17 protein-coding genes and 7 tRNA genes are annotated in these 16,485 nt (G+C 73.7%); 13 read left to right on the top strand and 11 right to left on the bottom strand.

Going from position 1 to position 16,485, the window contains the following annotated elements; translation table 11 throughout:
• Positions 1-139: 139 nt before the first annotated feature.
• Together ACFY0D_RS22270 and ACFY0D_RS22265 are read left to right on the top strand one after the other, a co-directional pair.
• Positions 140-649 carry a GNAT family N-acetyltransferase gene (locus tag ACFY0D_RS22270; RefSeq protein WP_390799829.1) on the top strand — a complete coding sequence of 170 codons (510 nt, stop codon included), beginning with the start codon at positions 140-142 and terminating at the stop codon, positions 647-649.
• 10 nt (positions 650-659) lie between these two features.
• A complete protein-coding gene (locus tag ACFY0D_RS22265; RefSeq protein WP_390799828.1) occupies positions 660-1,160 on the top strand; it encodes a DUF4232 domain-containing protein in 501 nt (166 codons plus the stop codon).
• Here the strand turns inward: ACFY0D_RS22265 and ACFY0D_RS22260 are convergent.
• On the bottom strand, positions 1,157-2,362 hold the full coding sequence (locus ACFY0D_RS22260; protein ID WP_390799827.1) for a hypothetical protein: 1,206 nt from the start codon (positions 2,360-2,362) through the stop codon (positions 1,157-1,159). The two genes, ACFY0D_RS22265 and ACFY0D_RS22260, sit on opposite strands and share 4 nt — an antisense overlap.
• Positions 2,362-2,940, bottom strand: coding sequence for a DUF4365 domain-containing protein (locus ACFY0D_RS22255; RefSeq protein ID WP_389116813.1), 579 nt, complete (start codon positions 2,938-2,940; stop codon positions 2,362-2,364). The genes ACFY0D_RS22260 and ACFY0D_RS22255 overlap by 1 nt, the downstream gene beginning before the upstream one ends.
• 203 nt (positions 2,941-3,143) lie before the next feature.
• On the opposite strand from ACFY0D_RS22255, the gene ACFY0D_RS22250 reads away from it, so the two are divergent.
• On the top strand, positions 3,144-3,869 hold the full coding sequence (locus tag ACFY0D_RS22250; RefSeq protein WP_150256619.1) for a 3'-5' exonuclease: 726 nt from the start codon (positions 3,144-3,146) through the stop codon (positions 3,867-3,869).
• Positions 3,870-3,921: 52 nt separating this feature from the next.
• Here ACFY0D_RS22250 and ACFY0D_RS22245 read toward each other — a convergent pair.
• Positions 3,922-3,993 (bottom strand) — tRNA-Val (locus ACFY0D_RS22245).
• A 151-nt stretch (positions 3,994-4,144) separates the two neighbouring features.
• On the opposite strand from ACFY0D_RS22245, the gene ACFY0D_RS22240 reads away from it, so the two are divergent.
• Positions 4,145-6,484 carry an SCO7613 C-terminal domain-containing membrane protein gene (locus tag ACFY0D_RS22240; RefSeq protein WP_390799826.1) on the top strand — a complete coding sequence of 780 codons (2,340 nt, stop codon included), beginning with the start codon at positions 4,145-4,147 and terminating at the stop codon, positions 6,482-6,484.
• A 49-nt stretch (positions 6,485-6,533) separates the two neighbouring features.
• Here the strand turns inward: ACFY0D_RS22240 and ACFY0D_RS22235 are convergent.
• Together ACFY0D_RS22235 and ACFY0D_RS22230 are read right to left on the bottom strand one after the other, a co-directional pair.
• A tRNA-Val gene (locus ACFY0D_RS22235) sits at positions 6,534-6,605 on the bottom strand.
• A gap of 46 nt (positions 6,606-6,651) precedes the next feature.
• Entirely contained in the window at positions 6,652-7,134 is a 483-nt protein-coding gene (locus ACFY0D_RS22230) for a TIGR02611 family protein (protein ID WP_390799825.1), read from the bottom strand.
• A gap of 177 nt (positions 7,135-7,311) precedes the next feature.
• On the opposite strand from ACFY0D_RS22230, the gene ACFY0D_RS22225 reads away from it, so the two are divergent.
• Positions 7,312-7,725, top strand: a complete 414-nt coding sequence (locus ACFY0D_RS22225) for an SsgA family sporulation/cell division regulator (RefSeq protein WP_030011909.1) — start codon at positions 7,312-7,314, stop codon at positions 7,723-7,725.
• Positions 7,726-7,923: 198 nt separating this feature from the next.
• A complete protein-coding gene (locus ACFY0D_RS22220; RefSeq protein WP_390799824.1) occupies positions 7,924-8,544 on the top strand; it encodes a CGNR zinc finger domain-containing protein in 621 nt (206 codons plus the stop codon).
• A 214-nt stretch (positions 8,545-8,758) separates the two neighbouring features.
• Here the strand turns inward: ACFY0D_RS22220 and ACFY0D_RS22215 are convergent, their stop codons facing one another.
• A complete protein-coding gene (locus ACFY0D_RS22215; RefSeq protein ID WP_390799823.1) occupies positions 8,759-9,220 on the bottom strand; it encodes a hypothetical protein in 462 nt (153 codons plus the stop codon).
• A 196-nt stretch (positions 9,221-9,416) separates the two neighbouring features.
• Here ACFY0D_RS22215 and ACFY0D_RS22210 point away from each other — a divergent pair, with 196 nt between their 5' ends.
• On the top strand, positions 9,417-9,926 hold the full coding sequence (locus ACFY0D_RS22210; protein WP_390799822.1) for a DsbA family protein: 510 nt from the start codon (positions 9,417-9,419) through the stop codon (positions 9,924-9,926).
• Here ACFY0D_RS22210 and ACFY0D_RS22205 read toward each other — a convergent pair.
• From ACFY0D_RS22205 to ACFY0D_RS22195, 3 genes are all read right to left on the bottom strand, one after another.
• The gene (locus tag ACFY0D_RS22205) at positions 9,923-10,747 is read right to left on the bottom strand and encodes a GNAT family N-acetyltransferase (protein ID WP_390799821.1); all 825 of its coding nucleotides are present in this window, start codon (positions 10,745-10,747) and stop codon (positions 9,923-9,925) included. The genes ACFY0D_RS22210 and ACFY0D_RS22205 overlap by 4 nt on opposite strands.
• A gap of 73 nt (positions 10,748-10,820) precedes the next feature.
• Positions 10,821-11,642, bottom strand: coding sequence for an aminotransferase class IV (locus ACFY0D_RS22200; protein WP_390799820.1), 822 nt, complete (start codon positions 11,640-11,642; stop codon positions 10,821-10,823).
• Positions 11,639-12,724, bottom strand: coding sequence for a chorismate-binding protein (locus tag ACFY0D_RS22195; protein WP_390799819.1), 1,086 nt, complete (start codon positions 12,722-12,724; stop codon positions 11,639-11,641). The genes ACFY0D_RS22200 and ACFY0D_RS22195 overlap by 4 nt, the downstream gene beginning before the upstream one ends.
• Before the next feature lie 179 nt (positions 12,725-12,903).
• Here ACFY0D_RS22195 and ACFY0D_RS22190 point away from each other — a divergent pair.
• The 5 genes from ACFY0D_RS22190 to ACFY0D_RS22170 all read left to right on the top strand — a co-directional run bounded on the left by ACFY0D_RS22190 (position 12,904) and on the right by ACFY0D_RS22170 (position 13,380).
• Positions 12,904-12,976, top strand: a tRNA-Gly gene (locus ACFY0D_RS22190).
• Positions 12,977-13,015: 39 nt separating this feature from the next.
• A tRNA-Cys gene (locus ACFY0D_RS22185) sits at positions 13,016-13,089 on the top strand.
• A 1-nt stretch (position 13,090) separates the two neighbouring features.
• A tRNA-Val gene (locus ACFY0D_RS22180) sits at positions 13,091-13,162 on the top strand.
• Between the two features lie 19 nt (positions 13,163-13,181).
• Positions 13,182-13,253: transfer RNA gene (locus ACFY0D_RS22175), tRNA-Val, on the top strand.
• Positions 13,254-13,305: 52 nt separating this feature from the next.
• Positions 13,306-13,380: transfer RNA gene (locus ACFY0D_RS22170), tRNA-Val, on the top strand.
• A 289-nt stretch (positions 13,381-13,669) separates the two neighbouring features.
• On the opposite strand, the gene ACFY0D_RS22165 is transcribed toward ACFY0D_RS22170, so the two are convergent.
• The gene (locus ACFY0D_RS22165) at positions 13,670-13,879 is read right to left on the bottom strand and encodes a hypothetical protein (protein WP_371589784.1); all 210 of its coding nucleotides are present in this window, start codon (positions 13,877-13,879) and stop codon (positions 13,670-13,672) included.
• A 527-nt stretch (positions 13,880-14,406) separates the two neighbouring features.
• Here ACFY0D_RS22165 and ACFY0D_RS22160 point away from each other — a divergent pair.
• Positions 14,407-15,621, top strand: coding sequence for a serine/threonine-protein kinase (locus ACFY0D_RS22160; protein WP_390799818.1), 1,215 nt, complete (start codon positions 14,407-14,409; stop codon positions 15,619-15,621).
• Positions 15,622-15,637: 16 nt separating this feature from the next.
• Here the strand turns inward: ACFY0D_RS22160 and ACFY0D_RS22155 are convergent, their stop codons facing one another.
• Entirely contained in the window at positions 15,638-16,456 is an 819-nt protein-coding gene (locus ACFY0D_RS22155; RefSeq protein ID WP_351159171.1) for an RNA methyltransferase, read from the bottom strand.
• Positions 16,457-16,485: the final 29 nt, after the last annotated feature.

Raw genomic sequence — 16,485 nt, 5'->3', positions numbered from 1 at the left:
TCCTCGGCTCGCGAACCCTTCACCGCATCGGCCCGTTGCCCGGCGGTGGGTTCGCTCGGCCTGCGGGGACGCCCCGGTGTGCCCCCGCCCCACCCGAAACTCCGGGCCTGTGGGCGCGAGCCGCGGGTAGCGTGGCCGCATGCCGCAGATACGTACGCTCGACCTGACCGACGATGCCACCGCGGCGGCCGTGCACCGGATCGGGCGGGCCGCCTACGCGGTGGAGGCGGAGCTGATCGGTTTCGACGGCATCCCCGCGCTGGGCGAGAGCCTGGCCCAGATGAAGGCCCGGCCTCTGAACTGGGTGGGCGCCGTCGCCGAGGACGGCGAGCCGGCCGGCTTCCTCGCCTGGGAGGAAGGGGCCGACGGCGGCATCGGCATCGACCGGCTGTGCGTGGACCCGGACTGGTTCCGCCGGGGCGTCGCCTCCCTGCTGCTGCGCCACGTCCTGACCGAGCTGTTCCCCGGCCGCCTGGTCGAGGTCACCACGGGCGCGGCGAACGCCCCCGCGGTGACCCTCTACGAACGTGCCGGCTTCACCCGCGGCCCTGACTTCTCCCCCGTGCCGGGGCTGACCATGGCCTCGTTCGGCCGGGCCGCCCGAGACGCCTCGTGCGATGGTGGAAGGGGATCTTCCGACCTGGCATGAGGTGACACCCATGAGAGTGACCAGGAAGACGGCTGCCCTGGGCGCCGCGACGGCCCTGCTGGCGGGCGGACTGCTCGCCGGCACTCCCGCCACGGCGGCGCCGGCCGCCGCGTGCACCGGGGACCAGCTCTCCGACACCGGTGCGGATCGGCCCGACACCACGCACGTGCGGTTCACGGTGGTCAACAACGGCCCGGCCTGTCAGCTGCGGGGCTTCCCGACGGTCGCTCTCGCGGGCCAGGGTTCTCCGGATCAGAACAAGCCGCTGCGCGTCGTCCCCCGGGGCCAGGCCCGGCCCGTGCTGCTGTCCCAGGGCGCGAGCGCCTCGACGGTGCTGACCTTCACCCCGGTCCTCGGCGAGGCGGACGGCTACTGCGCCTCCGGCGCCGATCCGACCGTCGCCCCCTCCCTCGTGGTGGGCGTCGCGAACACCGGCTTCCAGGTGGCCCCCTCCGACGGCGGCCAGTTCGCCCTGTGCGGCGACACGGTCCGCGCCACCGCCTTCCGCTAGTCGTCGCACGGCAGCGCGTCCTCGGGGTCGAAGGCCGCGTCCAGGGACTTCATCAGCCGGTCCCGCTCGACCTCGTCCATCGGTACCGGCGTCACGTCCGCCGCGTCGGACAGCCGCCGGAAGCCGCCGCGGCGTTGCAGTCGGCCGGTGACCCGGACCGGCAGGCCCACCAGGTGGGCGTGGCCCGCGATGCGGTACGCCTCCTCGTCGAGGGCCGCCCGGACGTACGGGACCTCCGCCCCGGCCAGCACCCGCAGCCGTACGGTCCCTCCGCCGCCGGCGGCCTTGCGCCGCATCCGCACCACGGCCCCGGCGAGCCGGACCGGTACGGCGGGCTCCGCGCGGGTGTAGCGGGAGGCGGCCTCGCGCAGCACGGGCAGGTCGCCCGGGGAGAACTCCACCGGCTCCGGGCGCGCCGCGCAGCCCGCCGGGACCCCGGCCGCCGGCGCCCAGGCCAGGGCGATCCGGGCGCCCTCCGAGCCCCGGACCAGGGCGATGAGCGCCTCGGCGAGTTCCCGGCTGACCCCGGCGGCCACCGCCGCGTCGAAGGCCTCCATGCCGCCGGTGGCCCGCTGGTAGTCCACCGCCTCGCGGGCCGCGTGCAAGGCATGGTGCAGCCGGGTCACCGGTCCCCGGCCGCCGTCCACGGGGACGTACGCGGTCAGCCGGCGCCCGCCCGGGGAGGGGCCCACCAGCACCCCGTCCAGGGTGCGCTCGGCCTGCGCCTGGTGGCGGGCCCCGTAGTACCCGGCCCGGGCCCGGTCGGCGAGGGCCCCCGCGAGCAGGAGCCGGCGGGCGGCCGAGCGCAGCTGTTCCTGCACGGGCCAGGAGGCCTCGCCCTGGTACCCGTAGGGCCCCTCCGGGATCTCCCGCTCCCAGCGGATCTCGTCGCTGGGCACGCTCAGCCCGAGGAGCACCTCGCGCGCCGAGGGCAGTCCGCCGTGCGCGAGGGCGGTGAGCGCCTCCTCCAGCAGGTCCGCGCAGTCGGGGAAGGCGCGGCTCTCCGGGACGAGCAGGCTGGTGCCCGAGCGGCCGGGCGGGGTCCAGCGCCCGTACCGGCCGGCCGCGCCGCCGCGCCGCAGCCATCCGTGCCGGTGCAGCAGCGCCCCCAGCACCTGCGGGTCGACCTGCGCGGGATCGGGACCGCCCGGGGCGTACCGCGGGGACGGGAGCGGTTCGAGGTGCGGTGAGTGCAGGTTCATCAGGGTGTCCCTCCCGACCCGACCCGGGTCATGATCTCGCACAGCGCACGGTCGTCGAAGATCCGCGTGGTCGGGATCCGTACGGTGGTGCGGCGCCGGCCGGTCACGGGGTGTCCGGCGAGGTTGGTCCAGTAGCAGCAGTGCCTCAGGTCGAGCCGGTCGTGTCCGGCGGCGAGCCACTGCTCGCGCTCCCTCGGTACGAGCATCACGACGAGGATCTTGTGGACGGCGACGGGCGTCCGGGCCAGCTTCACCAGGTGCTCGTTGTCGAGGGTGAAGGCGAAGGTGGCCCCGGCCGGCCGGGGCGGTATCTGGTAGGTCGCCTTGAGCTGCACCTTGATGGTGACCTCGTCGTCGACGACGTGCTCGGGCGCTCCGTGGGAGACGTGCCAGTCGATGCCGTTGTCGGGGAAGGGCTGGGACAGCGAGCACCCGGCGGCGGCCGCGACGGCGTGCAGGTATCCCACCTGGAGGGTCTCCATGCAGGCGGTGGTGGCGAGCGTGCCGCGCAGGGCTCCGGTCCGCGGACCGGTCCCCTCGTGCAGCACCCCGCCCGGTTCGGGCTGTGTGAGCGCCATGGCCGGCTCCCCCATGCCTTGCGGGCTCTGCCGCGAGCGGTGCTGGGTGACGACCGGTCATGCGTACGGTCCCCCAGGGAAGTTGTCTCCGCACCCGACTGCCCGCAAACGGCGTACGGGGCAAACAGCCCGGGTATCACCGATGCGGCGGGGGTGGTGTGTTCAGGAAGCTCCACCCGCCGCTCGGGGACGAGGAGTTCGCCATGACACGCTGGTACGAGGGCCCGCTGGCCGCATTCGACACGGAGACCACCGGGGTGGACGTCGAGCAGGACCGGATCGTGTCCGCCGCGCTCATCGTCCAGGAGTGTGCGGGCGGCCGGGTCCGCACCACGCGCTGGCTGGTCAATCCCGGCATTCCGGTGCCCCCGGGCGCTACGGAAGTGCACGGGCTCACCGATGAGCACCTGCAGCGTCACGGGCGCTGGCCCGCGCCGGTGGTGGAGGAGATAGCCCGGGCGCTCGGGGAGCAGCAGGTGGCCGGTCGGCCGGTGGTGGTGATGAACGCGCCGTTCGATCTGACGCTGCTGGACCGGGAGTTGCGCCGGCACCGGGCGTCCTCGCTGTCGCGGTACCTGGACAACCGGCCGCTGACGGTGCTGGACCCGCGGGTGCTGGACAAGCACCTGGACCGGTACCGCAAGGGCCGCCGGACGCTGACGGACCTGTGCGCGCACTACGGGATCGAGCTGGAGGGCGCGCACGACGCGGCGGCGGACGCGATGGCCTCGCTGGAACTGGTCAGGGCGGTGGGGCGGCGGTTCGCGGCCCGGCTGGAGCGGCTGACGCCGGCCGAGCTGCACACGCTGCAGGCGGTGTGGCACGCGGCGCAGGCGCGGGGCCTGCAGGCGTGGTTCGCGCGTCAGGGGACGCCGGAGCCGGTGGATCCGCACTGGCCGCTGCGGCCGGACCTGTCGACCGCCGCGTAGGTCGCGTACATGCGGAAGGCCGGTCCGTCAGTGACGGACCGGCCTGTCCCGGTGGGCGATACTGGGATCGAACCAGTGACCCCTTCGGTGTGAACGAAGTGCTCTCCCGCTGAGCTAATCGCCCGGGAACGGAGTGAACAATACAGAAGGCCCGGGGCTGGTTCAAACCGCTTCTCCCGAGCCGGCCGCCGGGCCGCACGTCAGGTACCTACTCAGGGCGCATCTGAGTACGCACGCCCATGTCCTGACTGCGTGACCGCCGCCACACTCCGGATATGAACACGCCTCTGCCGCCCGCCGAAGAGCTGGCGCTCATCGACCGCGAGCTGGCCCAACTCGATGCCCGGCGGCTGTATTTGCTGGGCCGCCGGGACTGGCTGCTGCGTCTGCTGCTCCAGCCCGGGTCCGGCCCCGCTCCCGTCCGCTGGGGACCCGCGGCGTCAGCCGGGCCCGCCGGGCCCGCGAAGGAGGCCTCCGCCCCGAGCGCACAGAACGTGCTGCTCGCCCTGGGCGCGGTGCTGCTCGCGGTCGCCGCGCTCGCGTTCACGCTGGTCAGCTGGGGGTCCATGGGGATCGCCGGGCGCTCGGCGGTGCTCGCCGCGGTGACGGCCGCGGCGCTGGGCGCGCCCGTGCTCCTGCTGCGCCGCGGGCTGCGGTCGACGGCGGAGTCGGTCGCGGCGGTCGGCCTGCTGCTGACGGTGCTCGACGCGTACGCGCTGTACGCGGTCGCCATGCCGGACACGAACGGCACCGGTTACGCGGCGGGGGCGGCAGCCGTGCTGGCGGCCGCGTGGGCCGGCTACGGCTCGGGGCTGCGCAAGCTGCGGAGCCCGCTGCCGGCCGCGGTGCTGGCGGCGCAGTTCGCGCTGCCGCTGGCGGCGCTGGCCGCGCGGCCGGGCCCGCAGGCGCTCGGCTGGGCGCTGCTGGCGACGGCGGCGCTGGACTCGGCGCTCGCCCTGCGGGTCAGGGCGGCGGCGGTCCCGGCGGCCGTGACGGGCGCGGGCGCGCTGCTGATCGGGCTGGCCCAGTCGTGGTCGGCCGGCTCGGCGGCGCAGGCTCTGGCCCCGGCGGCGCTGCTGCTGGCGGGCGCGGCCCTGGGCGTGGCGGCGGCCTGGCGGGAGCCGCGCGCCTCGGCCGCGGCGCTGGTGGGCGCCCTGGCGGCGGTGGCCGGCCTCGGCGGGGTGGCCCGGCCGGAGCTGGACCCGGCGTGGACGGTGCTGGTGCACCTGCTGCTGGCGCTGCCGCTGCTGGCGGCGGTACGGGTCCCCGCGCTGCCGGCGGCGGTCCGGCGCGGGGCGGCCCGGGCCGGGGCGGCGGTGGCGTCCCTGGCGGCGCTGTCGGCGGGTGCCGTGGCGGTCACGGCCCTGGTCGCCCGGTTCCGGGTGCTGGGTGAGGTGTGGGCGGCGACGACCCCGGACGGGGATCCGTACGGGGCGGGGGCCGTGGCCGCGGCGACCCTGCTGATCGCGGCCGGGGCGGCCTGGTGGCTCGCGCGGGCGCTGTCCCGGCCGGAGCCGGCGGTGGTGGCGGTGGTCCTGGCCTGGGCGGGGCTGTTCGCGGCTCCGGTGCTGCTCGGGTTCCCGGTGGCGGCGGTGTTCGCGGCCCAGCTCGCGGTGACGGGCGCGGCGGGCGTCCTCGCCCTGCGCTCCCCGGCGCGCGGGGCCCGGATCGCGGCCGCCGTGTGCGCGCTGACGGGCGCCGCGAACGTGTCCCTGGGCGCGCTGGACGGCCGGACGGCGACGTTCGCGGTCTGGGGGCTGCTGGGCGCGGGCTGCGCGGCGGCAGCGGCGTACGGGGCGGCTTCGCGCCCGCTCCGGTCGGGGGCGGCCGTGGGCGCCGTCGGGTACGCCACGGGCGTGCTGGTGGCGGCGGGAGCGGTGTCGGACCTGGCGGTGGTCTGGTGGGCGCTGCCGGTGCTGGCGGTCCCGGCGCTGGCGGCGGCGCTCGGGCCGCGGCTGGGCGGGGTCCGGCTGCCCGTCGAGATCGCGGCGGCCGTGGCGGGCGTTCTGGCGGTGGGCCTGTCGGCCGGGCGGGCCGGAACCCTGGCGCTGGTCCTGGCACTGGCCGGGGTGGTCTGCGCGGGCGCCGCGGTGCGGCCGGACCGGCGGGTGCTGGGCTGGGCGGCGGGGGCGCTGTTCGCGGCGGCGACCTGGGTGCGGCTGGCGGAGGCCGGGGTGAGCGCGCCGGAGGCCTACACGCTGCCGGTGACGGTGCCCGCCCTCGTGGTGGGTCTGCTGCGGCGGCGCCGGGACCCGCAGGCCTCGTCCTGGACGGCGTACGGCCCGGGCCTGGCCGCGACGCTGCTGCCGAGCCTGCTGGCGGCCTGGGGGGACCCGGGCTGGTTGCGCCCGCTGCTGCTGGGGGCGGCCGCGCTGGTGGTGACCCTGCTGGGCGCCCGGGGGCGGCTCCAGGCTCCGCTCCTGCTCGGCGGGGCCGTGCTGGCGGCGGTGGCGGTGCACGAGCTGGCCCCGTACGTGGTGCAGGTGGCGGGTGCGCTCCCGCGCTGGGTGCCGCCGGCCCTGGCGGGCCTGCTGCTGCTGGCGGTGGGGGCGACGTACGAGCGGCGGCTGCGTGACGCCCGCCGGCTGCGGGCCGCGATCGGCCGGCTCCGGTGAAACGCCTGAGGCCCGGAGACTGTGAAAGTCTCCGGGCCTCAGGTCCGGGTGGGCGATACTGGGTTCGAACCAGTGACCCCTTCGGTGTGAACGAAGTGCTCTCCCACTGAGCTAATCGCCCGGACGCACCGCAAACATTACCGCATGTCAGCGGTGCTCCTTGACCATCACTGGTCCTTGAGGTTCCAGGGCAGGACGAGCCCGTACTTCCACAGGTAGAAACCGATCAGCGCGCCCGCGATGACGAGGCCGACGCTGGTCAGGATGATGTTGCGGCGGCGGACCTTGGGGTCGAGCGCCTTCTGCGCGGCCTCGGTGACCTTCCGCTTGGTCCAGCGCAGCACGAGGTGGGCCCAGGCGAACTCGGTGGCCCAGATCGCCAGACCCGCGAAGATCGCGACCCAGCCGGGGCCGGGCAGCACGAGCATCGCGACGCCGGCTGCGATCACCGCGAGGCCGACGATGAAGACGCCGACCTGCCAGCTCAGGTGCAGGCTCTTGTTCGACTTGATGAAGGCCGGGGCCTTCGATACGTGCGGCGCCGCCGCGGCGGCTTCCGCGGTGGCGTCCGCGGCCGGTTCGGTGGCGGCTTCCGTGGTGGCTTCGTCAGCGGCGGACCCTTGGGTTCCGCGGTCACTCCCCGTATTCATGGAGCCGAATCTACCGGAGGTCGATGCACACAGGAATGCGGGTTTGGATCCGCCGTCCGAGGGACCCAGAGGTCCGCAAAACGGTCAGAGGGGTTTACAACGGCACCGTAGGTGGCATGTCGATTTCGCCGACGTGCGAATCCCCGAGCGCACACTGAGCGAAAGGCCCTGGCGCTTATGAACACCACGGTCAGCTGCGAGCTGCACCTGCGCCTCGTTGTGTCGAGCGAGTCCTCACTGCCTGTTCCCGCGGGCCTGCGGTATGACACGGCCGACCCCTACGCCGTGCACGCCACCTTCCACACCGGCGCCGAGGAAACGGTCGAATGGGTATTCGCCCGCGACCTCCTCGCGGAGGGCCTCCACCGGCCCACCGGTACCGGCGACGTCCGCGTCTGGCCGTCCCGCAGCCACGGTCAGGGCGTCGTCTGCATCGCCCTGAGCTCACCGGAGGGAGAAGCACTGCTCGAAGCACCCGCCCGAGCACTCGAGTCGTTCCTCAAGCGGACGGACGCCGCGGTTCCACCCGGGACCGAGCACCGGCACTTCGACCTCGACAAGGAGCTCTCCCACATCCTGGCCGAAAGCTGAGCCAGGCCTACAGCCGCTCGACACCGTCCGACTCGGGGCGACGGTGCGTGGCGGACAACCACATACGGCAATGCCGGCGCTGTTCCCGCGGAAGCCACCCGCGAGGACGGCGCCGGTGCGCTCTGCGGGACCCGCTATTGTCGGGCGGCAGCGGCGACGGCCCCCGTCGTCGCAGGCCCGGCCCCTGAGGGAGACCCCGTGCAGATCCCCCACGACACCCGTCGCGCGCTCGACGTCGTCGTCGCGCTGGTGAACACAGCGGCCGAGGCCGACCAGCCCGACGGGCTCTCGGACATCGGCGCGCTGCGCGGATTCGTCCAGGAGTACTCGATCAGCGACGTCGGCGAGCTCAGCGCCCGCGACCTGGCCGGCGTCCGGACCGTGCGCGGAAAGTTCGCCCAGGTCTTCGCCTCCCCGAACCCGCGTGCGGCTTCCATACTGATCAACGAGCTCGTGGCCACGGCCGGCACCACTCCGCAGCTGACCGACCACGACGGCTACGACTGGCACGTGCACTACTTCGCGCCGGGCGCGTCGGTGGGCGACCACCTGGCGGCCGACGGCGGCATGGCGCTGGCCTTCATCGTCGTCTCCGGCGAACAGGAGCGGCTGCGCCGCTGCGAGGCCCCGGACTGCCGACGTGCCTTCGTCGACCTCTCCCGCAACCGGTCCCGGCGCTACTGCGACAGCCGGACCTGCGGGAACCGGCTGCACGTGGCGGCGTACCGGGCCCGGCGCAAGGAGGCCGACGCGGAGGCGTCAGAGCAGGAACAGATCGTGCACGGCGGCGAGCAGCAGCAGGATGCCGATCACCGCTAGGAAGATCATCAGGGGTGGTTGGGAGAGCGCGAAGAGACAGCCTCGCGGCTCCTCCACCACAGGGGCGGGTACCGGCGGATCACTGTGCGATGTGTCGAACATGTCGGGCCGATGATGGCGCAGCGCACCATCGACCGGCCCTCAACACGCCAGCGTCCGCGCGGGAGTTCGCTCGATCTTGTGGACGAGGCCCGGTCCGGGCCGGATCCCGTGCTCAGATCCCGTGCTTCTTGAGGATGGCCTCGATGTCGGAGAAGTCCTCCGCGGGAGCGGCGGGCTGTGCCTGCGAACCGGCCCGGGCGGCGCCCAGGGACGGCGCGGAGGCGGCCGGGGCGACGGCCCCGGCGGCCGGGCTCCCCTTGACCTTCTTCCCGGACTTCCCGGACTTCCCGGGCTCCCCTGGCTCCCCGGACGCGGCCAGGCCGCGGCGCTCGATCGCGCGGGTGGTCATGAAGAGCAGCCAGGACAGCCCCAGCAGTCCGAAGCCGGCCCAGACGGTCGGGTTGAAGACCATCCCGGACACCCACTCCACGAACCCCGTCATCACCAGGGCGACCGGCACGAGCGCGTACGCGGTGATCCGCGTGGCGGCCAGGAAGCGCTTGCGGTAGGCGGTGACCGCGGCGATGCCCAGGCCCGCCACTGACACCGCGGAGCAAATGGTCTCGGCAAGCATGCGGTCCTCCGGACTCTCGGCGGCTCGGCGATCTGTCCCTATCCATCCTGCACCGGCCTCCGCCGCGGCGGCCAGGTTCCGGGCCCTGCGCGGACGGATCTCCGGGACATCTCCGGGTCGCGCCTCCTCCCTGGGTCCAGGTCGCCGGGTGCAGGTCCCGGTCGGTGGGGCGGGCGGGGACTGGGAGACTCTCCGTATGACCGATTCCGTGATCCTCGACGTCTGGTGCGAACTGCAGTGCCCGGACTGCCACCGCGCCCTGGACGACGTACGCGCCCTGCGGGCCCGCTACGGCGACCGGCTGGACATCCGGCTGCGCCACTTCCCCCTGGAGAAGCACAAGCACGCCTTCGCCGCGGCGCAGGCCGCCGAGGAGGCCGTCGAGCAGGGCCAGGGCTGGCCCTACGCGGAGGCCGTGCTGGCGCGCACCGCGGAACTGGCCGAGCGCGGCGAGCCGGTCCTGCTGGACGTGGCACGTGAACTGGGGCTCGACGTCGAGGAGTTCGACACCGCCCTGATCGACGGGCGGCACATCCTGATCGTCGACGCCGACCAGGCCGAGGGCAAGGCGATCGGCGTGACCGGCACCCCGACGTACGTGATCGACGGGCAGCGCCTCGACGGCGGCAAGAGCCAGGACGGCCTGCGCGCCCGTATCGAGGAGATCGCCGACCGCCTTCTGGCGGACGCCGGAGACTCGGCCTAGATCAGGTCCTTGGCGTAGTTGAAGTCGGTGGGCCGGTAGCCGAGGGAGACGTACAGCCTCAGGGCCGGGGTGTTGTCGGTGAAGACCTGGAGCGCCAGCAGGCGGTGACCGGCGGCGAGGGCGGCGCGCTCGGCGAGCGCCATCAGGTGGCGGCCGTGCCCGTGTCCCCGGTGCTCGGCCCGGACCTCGATGTCGTAGATGTACGAGCCCGCCCCGCGCGGTGCGAGCCATACGTGGCCTACGGGCACCCCGGCCGCCTCCAGGACGAGGAAGACGGCTCCCGGGGTGGCCAGGCCCCGGGGCAGCTGGCTCTCGTGGTCGGCCACCGATTTGGCGCGGGCGGCCTCGGCGGACATGCCGCGGCTGCTCCAGTTCGCCGCGTAGGCCTCGACGGCTCCGGCGTACCAGCCCTCGTACTCGGCCTGCGTCATGGGGCGGCCGAGCACCTCCTCGGGGAGGGCGGGCGGCTCGGCCGGCAGGTCCTTGGCCATGTTCCGGCTGTATTCGGTGTACCCGAGGGCCTCCGCCATGCACAGGCCTGCCTCCGAGTCCGCCGGGACCGAGACGCGGACCCGGCGGCAGCCCCAGCCGCGCAGCACTTCCTCGGCGGCGAGCGCGGCCACGGTGGCCCTGCCCCGCCGCCGGTCGCCCTGCTCGACGTCCAGGTCGCGGATCTCGCCGACCGTCGGCCCGAACGGGGTGTCGGAGGCGATCAGCAGCGCGCCGACCCGCCTGCTGTTGACCCGGATCTCGTACGGGCGCGAACGCGCGCCGTCCGCCGTGTGCTGGAGCGGCCCGGACGGCCGCAGGGTGGTGGTCATCCCTTGAGTTCTACCCGTCCCGCGGCCGCCGCGACAGCCCTCCTCCGGTGGAAGCCGCCCGGGCCCTGCCGCTCTACGGGTCGAGGTCCGCGCCCGCCTTCACCTCGAAGATCCGCATCACCTCGGCCGTGACCGGTCCGGGGGCGGTCCCCAGCTCGCGGTCGTCGATCCGCAGCACCGCCTGGGCATCGCGCAGCGAGGAGGTCACGAAGACCTCCTCGGCCCGCTCCAGCACCTCGAAGGGCAGGTCGGTCTCCTTGGCGCCGGCCCAGTCGACGATCAGGGCCCGGGTGATACCGGCCAGGCAGCCGGAGGCGAGCGGCGGGGTGTGCAGTTCTCCGTCGAGTACGACGAAGACGTTGGAGCCGGTGCCCTCGCAGAGCCGGCCGAGGGTGTTGGCGAGGAGCGCCTCGGAGGCGCCGGCGCGGTGTGCGGCGGCGAGGGCGACGACGTTCTCGGCGTACGAGGTGGTCTTGAGCCCGGCCACGGCGGACCGCTCGTTGCGCACCCAGGGCACCGTGACGACGGCGGTGGTGTCCGGGCGGCGGGGGGAGTCCGCGACGGCGGCGATCAGGGTGGTGCCGGCGTCCCCGCGGTCGGAGCCGAGCGGGGAGACTCCGCCGGTGTAGGTGATGCGCAGCCGCGCGTGCTTGAGCGGATTGGCCTCCAGTACGGCGGCGCAGGCGCGGCGGACCTCGTCGAGGTCGGGGTCCGGCAGGCCCAGGCCCCGGGCCGAGCGGGTGAGCCGTTCCAGGTGCCGGGTGAGCGCGAAGGCGCGGCCGCGCTCCGCCTTCAGCGTCTCGAAGACGCCGTCGCCCACGGTCAGACCGTGGTCGAGGACGGACACCTTCGCGCTGTCCACCTCGGTCAGGGCTCCGTCGAGCCAGATTTTCATGGTGCGGTCCTTCCGATCGTGTCGTTCGTCCCCTGCGTGCCACCGCTCACCTCGTGGCCCATGGCCACCCGCAGGAGCCGGGCGGCCTTGAGTTCGGTCTCCGCCCACTCGCGGTCGGGATCGGAGCCCCAGGTGATGCCCGCTCCGGTGCCGAAGAGCAGACGGGGGCCGCCGGCGGCTTCGCGGTCGATCCAAAAGGTACGGATACCGACGGCGAGCTCGGCGGTGCCCCGGTCCGCGTCGACCCAGCCGATGCCTCCGCAGTAGGGGCCGCGCGGGGCGGTTTCCAGGGCTTCGATGATCCGCAGGGCGGAGGACTTGGGGGCGCCCGTGACGGAACCGGGCGGGAAGGTGGCGGCGAGCAGCTCGGGCCAGCCTGCGCCGTCGGCGAGTTCGCCGCTCACGACGGAGACGAGGTGGACCAGGCCGGGATGCTCCTCGACGGCGCACAGCTCGGGGACGGCGACGGAGCCCGTCGCGCAGACCCGGCCGAGGTCGTTGCGTACGAGGTCGACGATCATCACGTTCTCGGCGTGGTCCTTGGGGAGCAGGTCGTGGACGGTGCGGCCGGTCCCCTTGATGGGGCCGGACTCGATGTGCCGGCCGGAGCGGCGCAGGAACAGCTCGGGGGAGGCGGTGGCGATCTCGACGCCGTGGGCGGCCAGGCGAATCGTTCCTGCGAAGGGTGCGGGGTTGCCGCGCGCGAGGAGCGCGGTGAGCGCGTCGACATCGGCGCGGTCGGGGTGGGGCAGCGGCGCGGACATCACCCGGCAGAGGTTGGCCTGGTAGACCTCACCGGCGGCGATGTACTCACGGACGCGCCGTACGCCGGCCACGTAGGCGGCGCGGTCGAGGGAGGAGGTCCACCGGTCGGCGTCGGGGCCGCGCCAGGCACCCGGAACGGGCGCAGGAACCGGCTCGCGGCGTACGTCGCCGAAGCGCGCGCAGACGAGCCGCCCTTCGAAGTCGGCGGACACCGCCCAGAAGCCGGTGGAGTCGAGGGCGGCGGGATCGCTGGTGACGTCACGGAGGTCGGTCGCGAGAAGGCCGCCGAAGCGGGCCATGGGAGGCAGGTCGTGCACGGCTGCGAGTCTATGACCGGTGACGGCACGGCGCCGGTGCGGTGACGGCAGGGTGACCTGTGGTGATCGAGCGGCAGCACGCTGCGGAAACGCGTTTTTGAGCTGGCCCGGTAATCCGCTAGAGTTCAACACGTCGCCAGGGAGCGAAGGGGAAAACCCCGGAGCGAACACGGTGACCTGCGGACGTAGCTCAGTTGGTAGAGCACCACCTTGCCAAGGTGGATGTCGCGAGTTCGAGTCTCGTCGTCCGCTCGAAGTGGGGGATCTTCCCGAGAACCCCTGCAGCTCCATGGTGGAGTGGCCGAGAGGCGAGGCAACGGCCTGCAAAGCCGTCTACACGGGTTCAAATCCCGTCTCCACCTCCAAGGACGATTAGCTCAGCGGGAGAGCGCTTCCCTGACACGGAAGAGGTCACTGGTTCAATCCCAGTATCGTCCACTGATCCGCAAGGATCCCCGCGCGATTAGCTCAGCGGGAGAGCGCTTCCCTGACACGGAAGAGGTCACTGGTTCAATCCCAGTATCGCGCACGCAGCACCTGCACCATCTTGTTCCACCTGCGGCCTTCGAGCCGCGGAGCCCGCGCGATTAGCTCAGCGGGAGAGCGCTTCCCTGACACGGAAGAGGTCACTGGTTCAATCCCAGTATCGCGCACCACCTGAAAGCCCCGGCCGTTTCCACGGTCGGGGCTTTTGCGTTCCCCCGCACGAGTGGGCCGGGCGCGCGAAAGGCCGGGGTGCCGGGCCCGGGGTGCCGGGGTGCGGGAAGCGGGAAGCGGGAAGCGGGAAGCGGGAAGCGGTGCATGAAAAAGGGTGCTGCCCGTCCGACTCCCCAGTCGTACGGGCAGCACCCTTCACCTGCCGTCCGTCCGCCGCTCCCCCGTCCCCACGGGGTTCGGCAGGCCGATGTCCCGGTCCGGGCCGCTCTCCCGGACCTGGGGCGCCGCTCAGCGCCCCAGCATCACGCCCACGGACGACGCCTGTGCCGCCAGCTGATCGAAGCCTCCGAAGAGGAAGAGCAGCAGGGCGGCCAGGGGGAGCACCATGGCCGCGGCCACCAGGGGGTGGCGGGTACCGGACTCGTGGCCGTTGAACGCGAATGCCTTGCGTCCCTGCCGTGCGATGTCCGCCATGGTCCTCTCCCTGTCGTCTGGCAGCGGCGGGCTCGTGACCTCGGGGGACGAGTGCGCCACCCGCCGCTTGTCTTCAACACTAGGCGGGCGGGCGGCTCCTGGCCTCATGCCCTCGTACCCATTGCCGGGCCTCCAGGAGGATGACGGTGCCTCCCCCGTGTACTCCCCTGGGTGGAGACGGCTCCCCCGTTATGGGGGACTTCCCGGAGGGGATGACCGGAGGGTAGTGACTTCGCTCACTTGCGTCACTCCCTGTTGCCGCGTGTCCGCCCGCCGGCCGTCGGCAAGATCGACTCGGCCGCGAGCCGCGTACGGGCGCACCGGAGCGGGTCCGGAGCTGCCCCTGGGCTCCAATCCCCTTGGTGCAAGGGGCGCTTGGCCGGGCGGACCACCTCGGGGGCGCTCGCGGACCACAGTGCCGACGCCCCCTCAAGTGTGCTGTGGCGCACTGACAATCGAATCCCCCGGCGAGGGCGCGGCCTCTGAGCACGCATGCCGGATGGTCCGTAAGCTGTGGCACGTCAACAGGACGACCGGTCAGCGGGGTGGACATGGCGATGATGCGGCTCCGGCGCGAGGACCCGCGTGTCGTCGGCTCGTTCAGACTGCACCGGCGGCTCGGCGCCGGCGGCATGGGCGTGGTCTACCTGGGATCGGACCGGCGCGGGCAGCGTGTCGCGCTCAAGGTCATCCGGCCGGATCTGGCCGAGGACCAGGAGTTCCGCTCGCGGTTCGCCCGTGAGGTGTCCGCCGCCCGGCGGATCCGGGGCGGGTGCACGGCGCGCCTGGTGGCGGCGGACCTGGAGGCCGAGCGCCCCTGGTTCGCGACCCAGTACGTGCCCGGCCCCTCGCTGCACGACAAGGTGGCCGAGGAAGGTCCCCTGACGGCCGCGCAGATCGCCGCCGTGGGCGCCGCGCTCTCCGAGGGCCTGGTCGCCGTCCACGAGGCGGGGGTCGTGCACCGCGACCTCAAGCCCTCGAACATCCTGCTGTCGCCCAAGGGCCCCCGGATCATCGACTTCGGCATCGCCTGGGCCACCGGGGCGAGCACCCTCACCCATGTGGGTACGGCCGTCGGCTCCCCCGGGTTCCTCGCACCCGAGCAGGTGCGCGGCGCCGCCGTCACCCCGGCCACGGACGTTTTCGCCCTCGGCGCCACCCTGGCTTACGCGGCCACCGCCGACTCGCCCTTCGGGCACGGCAGTTCCGAGGTCATGCTGTACCGGGTGGTGCACGAGGAGCCGCACCTGCAGGGCGTGCCGGACGCGCTGGCGCCCCTGGTGCGGGCTTGCCTCGCCAAGGATCCCGAGGAGCGGCCCAGCACGCTCCAGCTGTCGATGCGGCTCAAGGAGATCGCGGCCCGCGAGGCGCAGGGGCTCTCGGACGGGCGCCCGCCGGCCCAGCGGGCCCGGGTCGAGCGGCCCACCGGGCGGCTGCCCGAGGCGGAGCGGATCGGCGGGGCCGAGGAGTACCCCGGCCGGCGTACGGAGCGTCGTACGGACGGCGGCACCACGCCCCGGGCCCAGGGCGGCTCCCCGAGCGGTCCGCATGCGCGGCCCTCGTCCTCCCGTCACCCGCAGCACCCCGGCGGCCCGTCCTCCCGGCCGACCTCGGGGCGTACGGGCGGCCGTCCGGCCCCCAGGACGACGGGGACGGGACGGCGACCCTCACGGCCGGATCCGAAGCTGATGCGGCAGCGGCTGATCGTGTTCGTCGTGGTGACGCTGATCGTCGCGCTGGGCATCGCGGCGGCCCAGAAGCTGTAGCTCCCGGTCGGACGGCCTACTGGGCGGCGCGGCCCTGGGCCACCGCGTAGAAGGCGACCGCGGCCGCGGCGCCCACGTTCAGCGAGTCCACGCCGTGCGCCATGGGGATCCGCACCCACTCGTCGGCGGCGACCAGCGCGGGCGTGGACAGGCCGTCGCCCTCGGCGCCCAGCATCAGCGCGACCCGTTCCAGGGACTGCGGCGCGGCCACGTCGATCGGCGTGGCCTTCTCGTGCGGGGTGAGGGCGAGCAGCTTGAAGCCCGCCTCGCGCACCGAGTCCAGGCTCTTCGGCCAGGCCTCCAGGCGGGCGTAGGGGACGGAGAACACCGCTCCCATGGAGACCTTCACCGAGCGGCGGTAGAGCGGGTCCGCGCAGTCGGGCGACAGCAGCACCGCGTCCATGCCGAGGGCGGCGGCGCTGCGGAAGATGGCCCCGATGTTGGTGTGGTCGTTGACTGCTTCCATGACGACCACCCGGCGGGTCGTGGAGAGCAGCTCCTCGGCCGTGGGCAGCGGCTTGCGCTGCATGGAGGCCAGGGCCCCGCGGTGCACGTGGTAGCCGGTGACGCGCTCGGCGAGCTCGGGGCTCACGGCGTAGACCGGTGCCGGGAGTTCGTCGATGACGTCGCGCATGACGTCGACCCACTTGGCGGAGAGCAGCATCGAGCGCATCTCGTACCCGGCGTCCTTGGCGCGTCTGATGACCTTCTCGCCCTCGGCGATGAAAAGGCCCTCCGCGGGCTCGCGCCGGCGCCGGAGTTCGACGTCGGTCAGGCCCGTGTAGTCGCGCAGGCGCGGGTCGTCGGGGTCGGTCACGGTGATGAGATCAGCCACAGGGTGATACTGCCTTGTCCTGGGTGCGG

It is taken from the genome of Streptomyces sp. NPDC001502 (assembly GCF_042894785.1).
In the GTDB taxonomy this organism is placed as follows: Bacteria; Actinomycetota; Actinomycetes; order Streptomycetales; family Streptomycetaceae; genus Streptomyces; species Streptomyces kutzneri.
The sequence above is the reverse complement of the archived record's forward strand: the minus strand, read 5'-3'. Positions and strand labels throughout refer to the sequence as shown.

Bases quoted from the DNA above. Each gene is read 5' to 3' on its own strand.
- ACFY0D_RS22270 (WP_390799829.1), top strand. From the start codon at position 140: ATGCCGCAGATACGTACGCTCGACCTGACCGACGATGCCACCGCGGCG.
- ACFY0D_RS22265 (WP_390799828.1), top strand. From the start codon at position 660: ATGAGAGTGACCAGGAAGACGGCTGCCCTGGGCGCCGCGACGGCCCTG.
- ACFY0D_RS22260 (WP_390799827.1), bottom strand. From the start codon at position 2,362: ATGAACCTGCACTCACCGCACCTCGAACCGCTCCCGTCCCCGCGGTAC.
- ACFY0D_RS22255 (WP_389116813.1), bottom strand. From the start codon at position 2,940: ATGGCGCTCACACAGCCCGAACCGGGCGGGGTGCTGCACGAGGGGACC.
- ACFY0D_RS22250 (WP_150256619.1), top strand. From the start codon at position 3,144: ATGACACGCTGGTACGAGGGCCCGCTGGCCGCATTCGACACGGAGACC.
- ACFY0D_RS22240 (WP_390799826.1), top strand. From the start codon at position 4,145: ATGAACACGCCTCTGCCGCCCGCCGAAGAGCTGGCGCTCATCGACCGC.
- ACFY0D_RS22230 (WP_390799825.1), bottom strand. From the start codon at position 7,134: ATGAATACGGGGAGTGACCGCGGAACCCAAGGGTCCGCCGCTGACGAA.
- ACFY0D_RS22225 (WP_030011909.1), top strand. From the start codon at position 7,312: ATGAACACCACGGTCAGCTGCGAGCTGCACCTGCGCCTCGTTGTGTCG.
- ACFY0D_RS22215 (WP_390799823.1), bottom strand. From the start codon at position 9,220: ATGCTTGCCGAGACCATTTGCTCCGCGGTGTCAGTGGCGGGCCTGGGC.
- ACFY0D_RS22210 (WP_390799822.1), top strand. From the start codon at position 9,417: ATGACCGATTCCGTGATCCTCGACGTCTGGTGCGAACTGCAGTGCCCG.
- ACFY0D_RS22205 (WP_390799821.1), bottom strand. From the start codon at position 10,747: ATGACCACCACCCTGCGGCCGTCCGGGCCGCTCCAGCACACGGCGGAC.
- ACFY0D_RS22200 (WP_390799820.1), bottom strand. From the start codon at position 11,642: ATGAAAATCTGGCTCGACGGAGCCCTGACCGAGGTGGACAGCGCGAAG.
- ACFY0D_RS22160 (WP_390799818.1), top strand. From the start codon at position 14,407: ATGGCGATGATGCGGCTCCGGCGCGAGGACCCGCGTGTCGTCGGCTCG.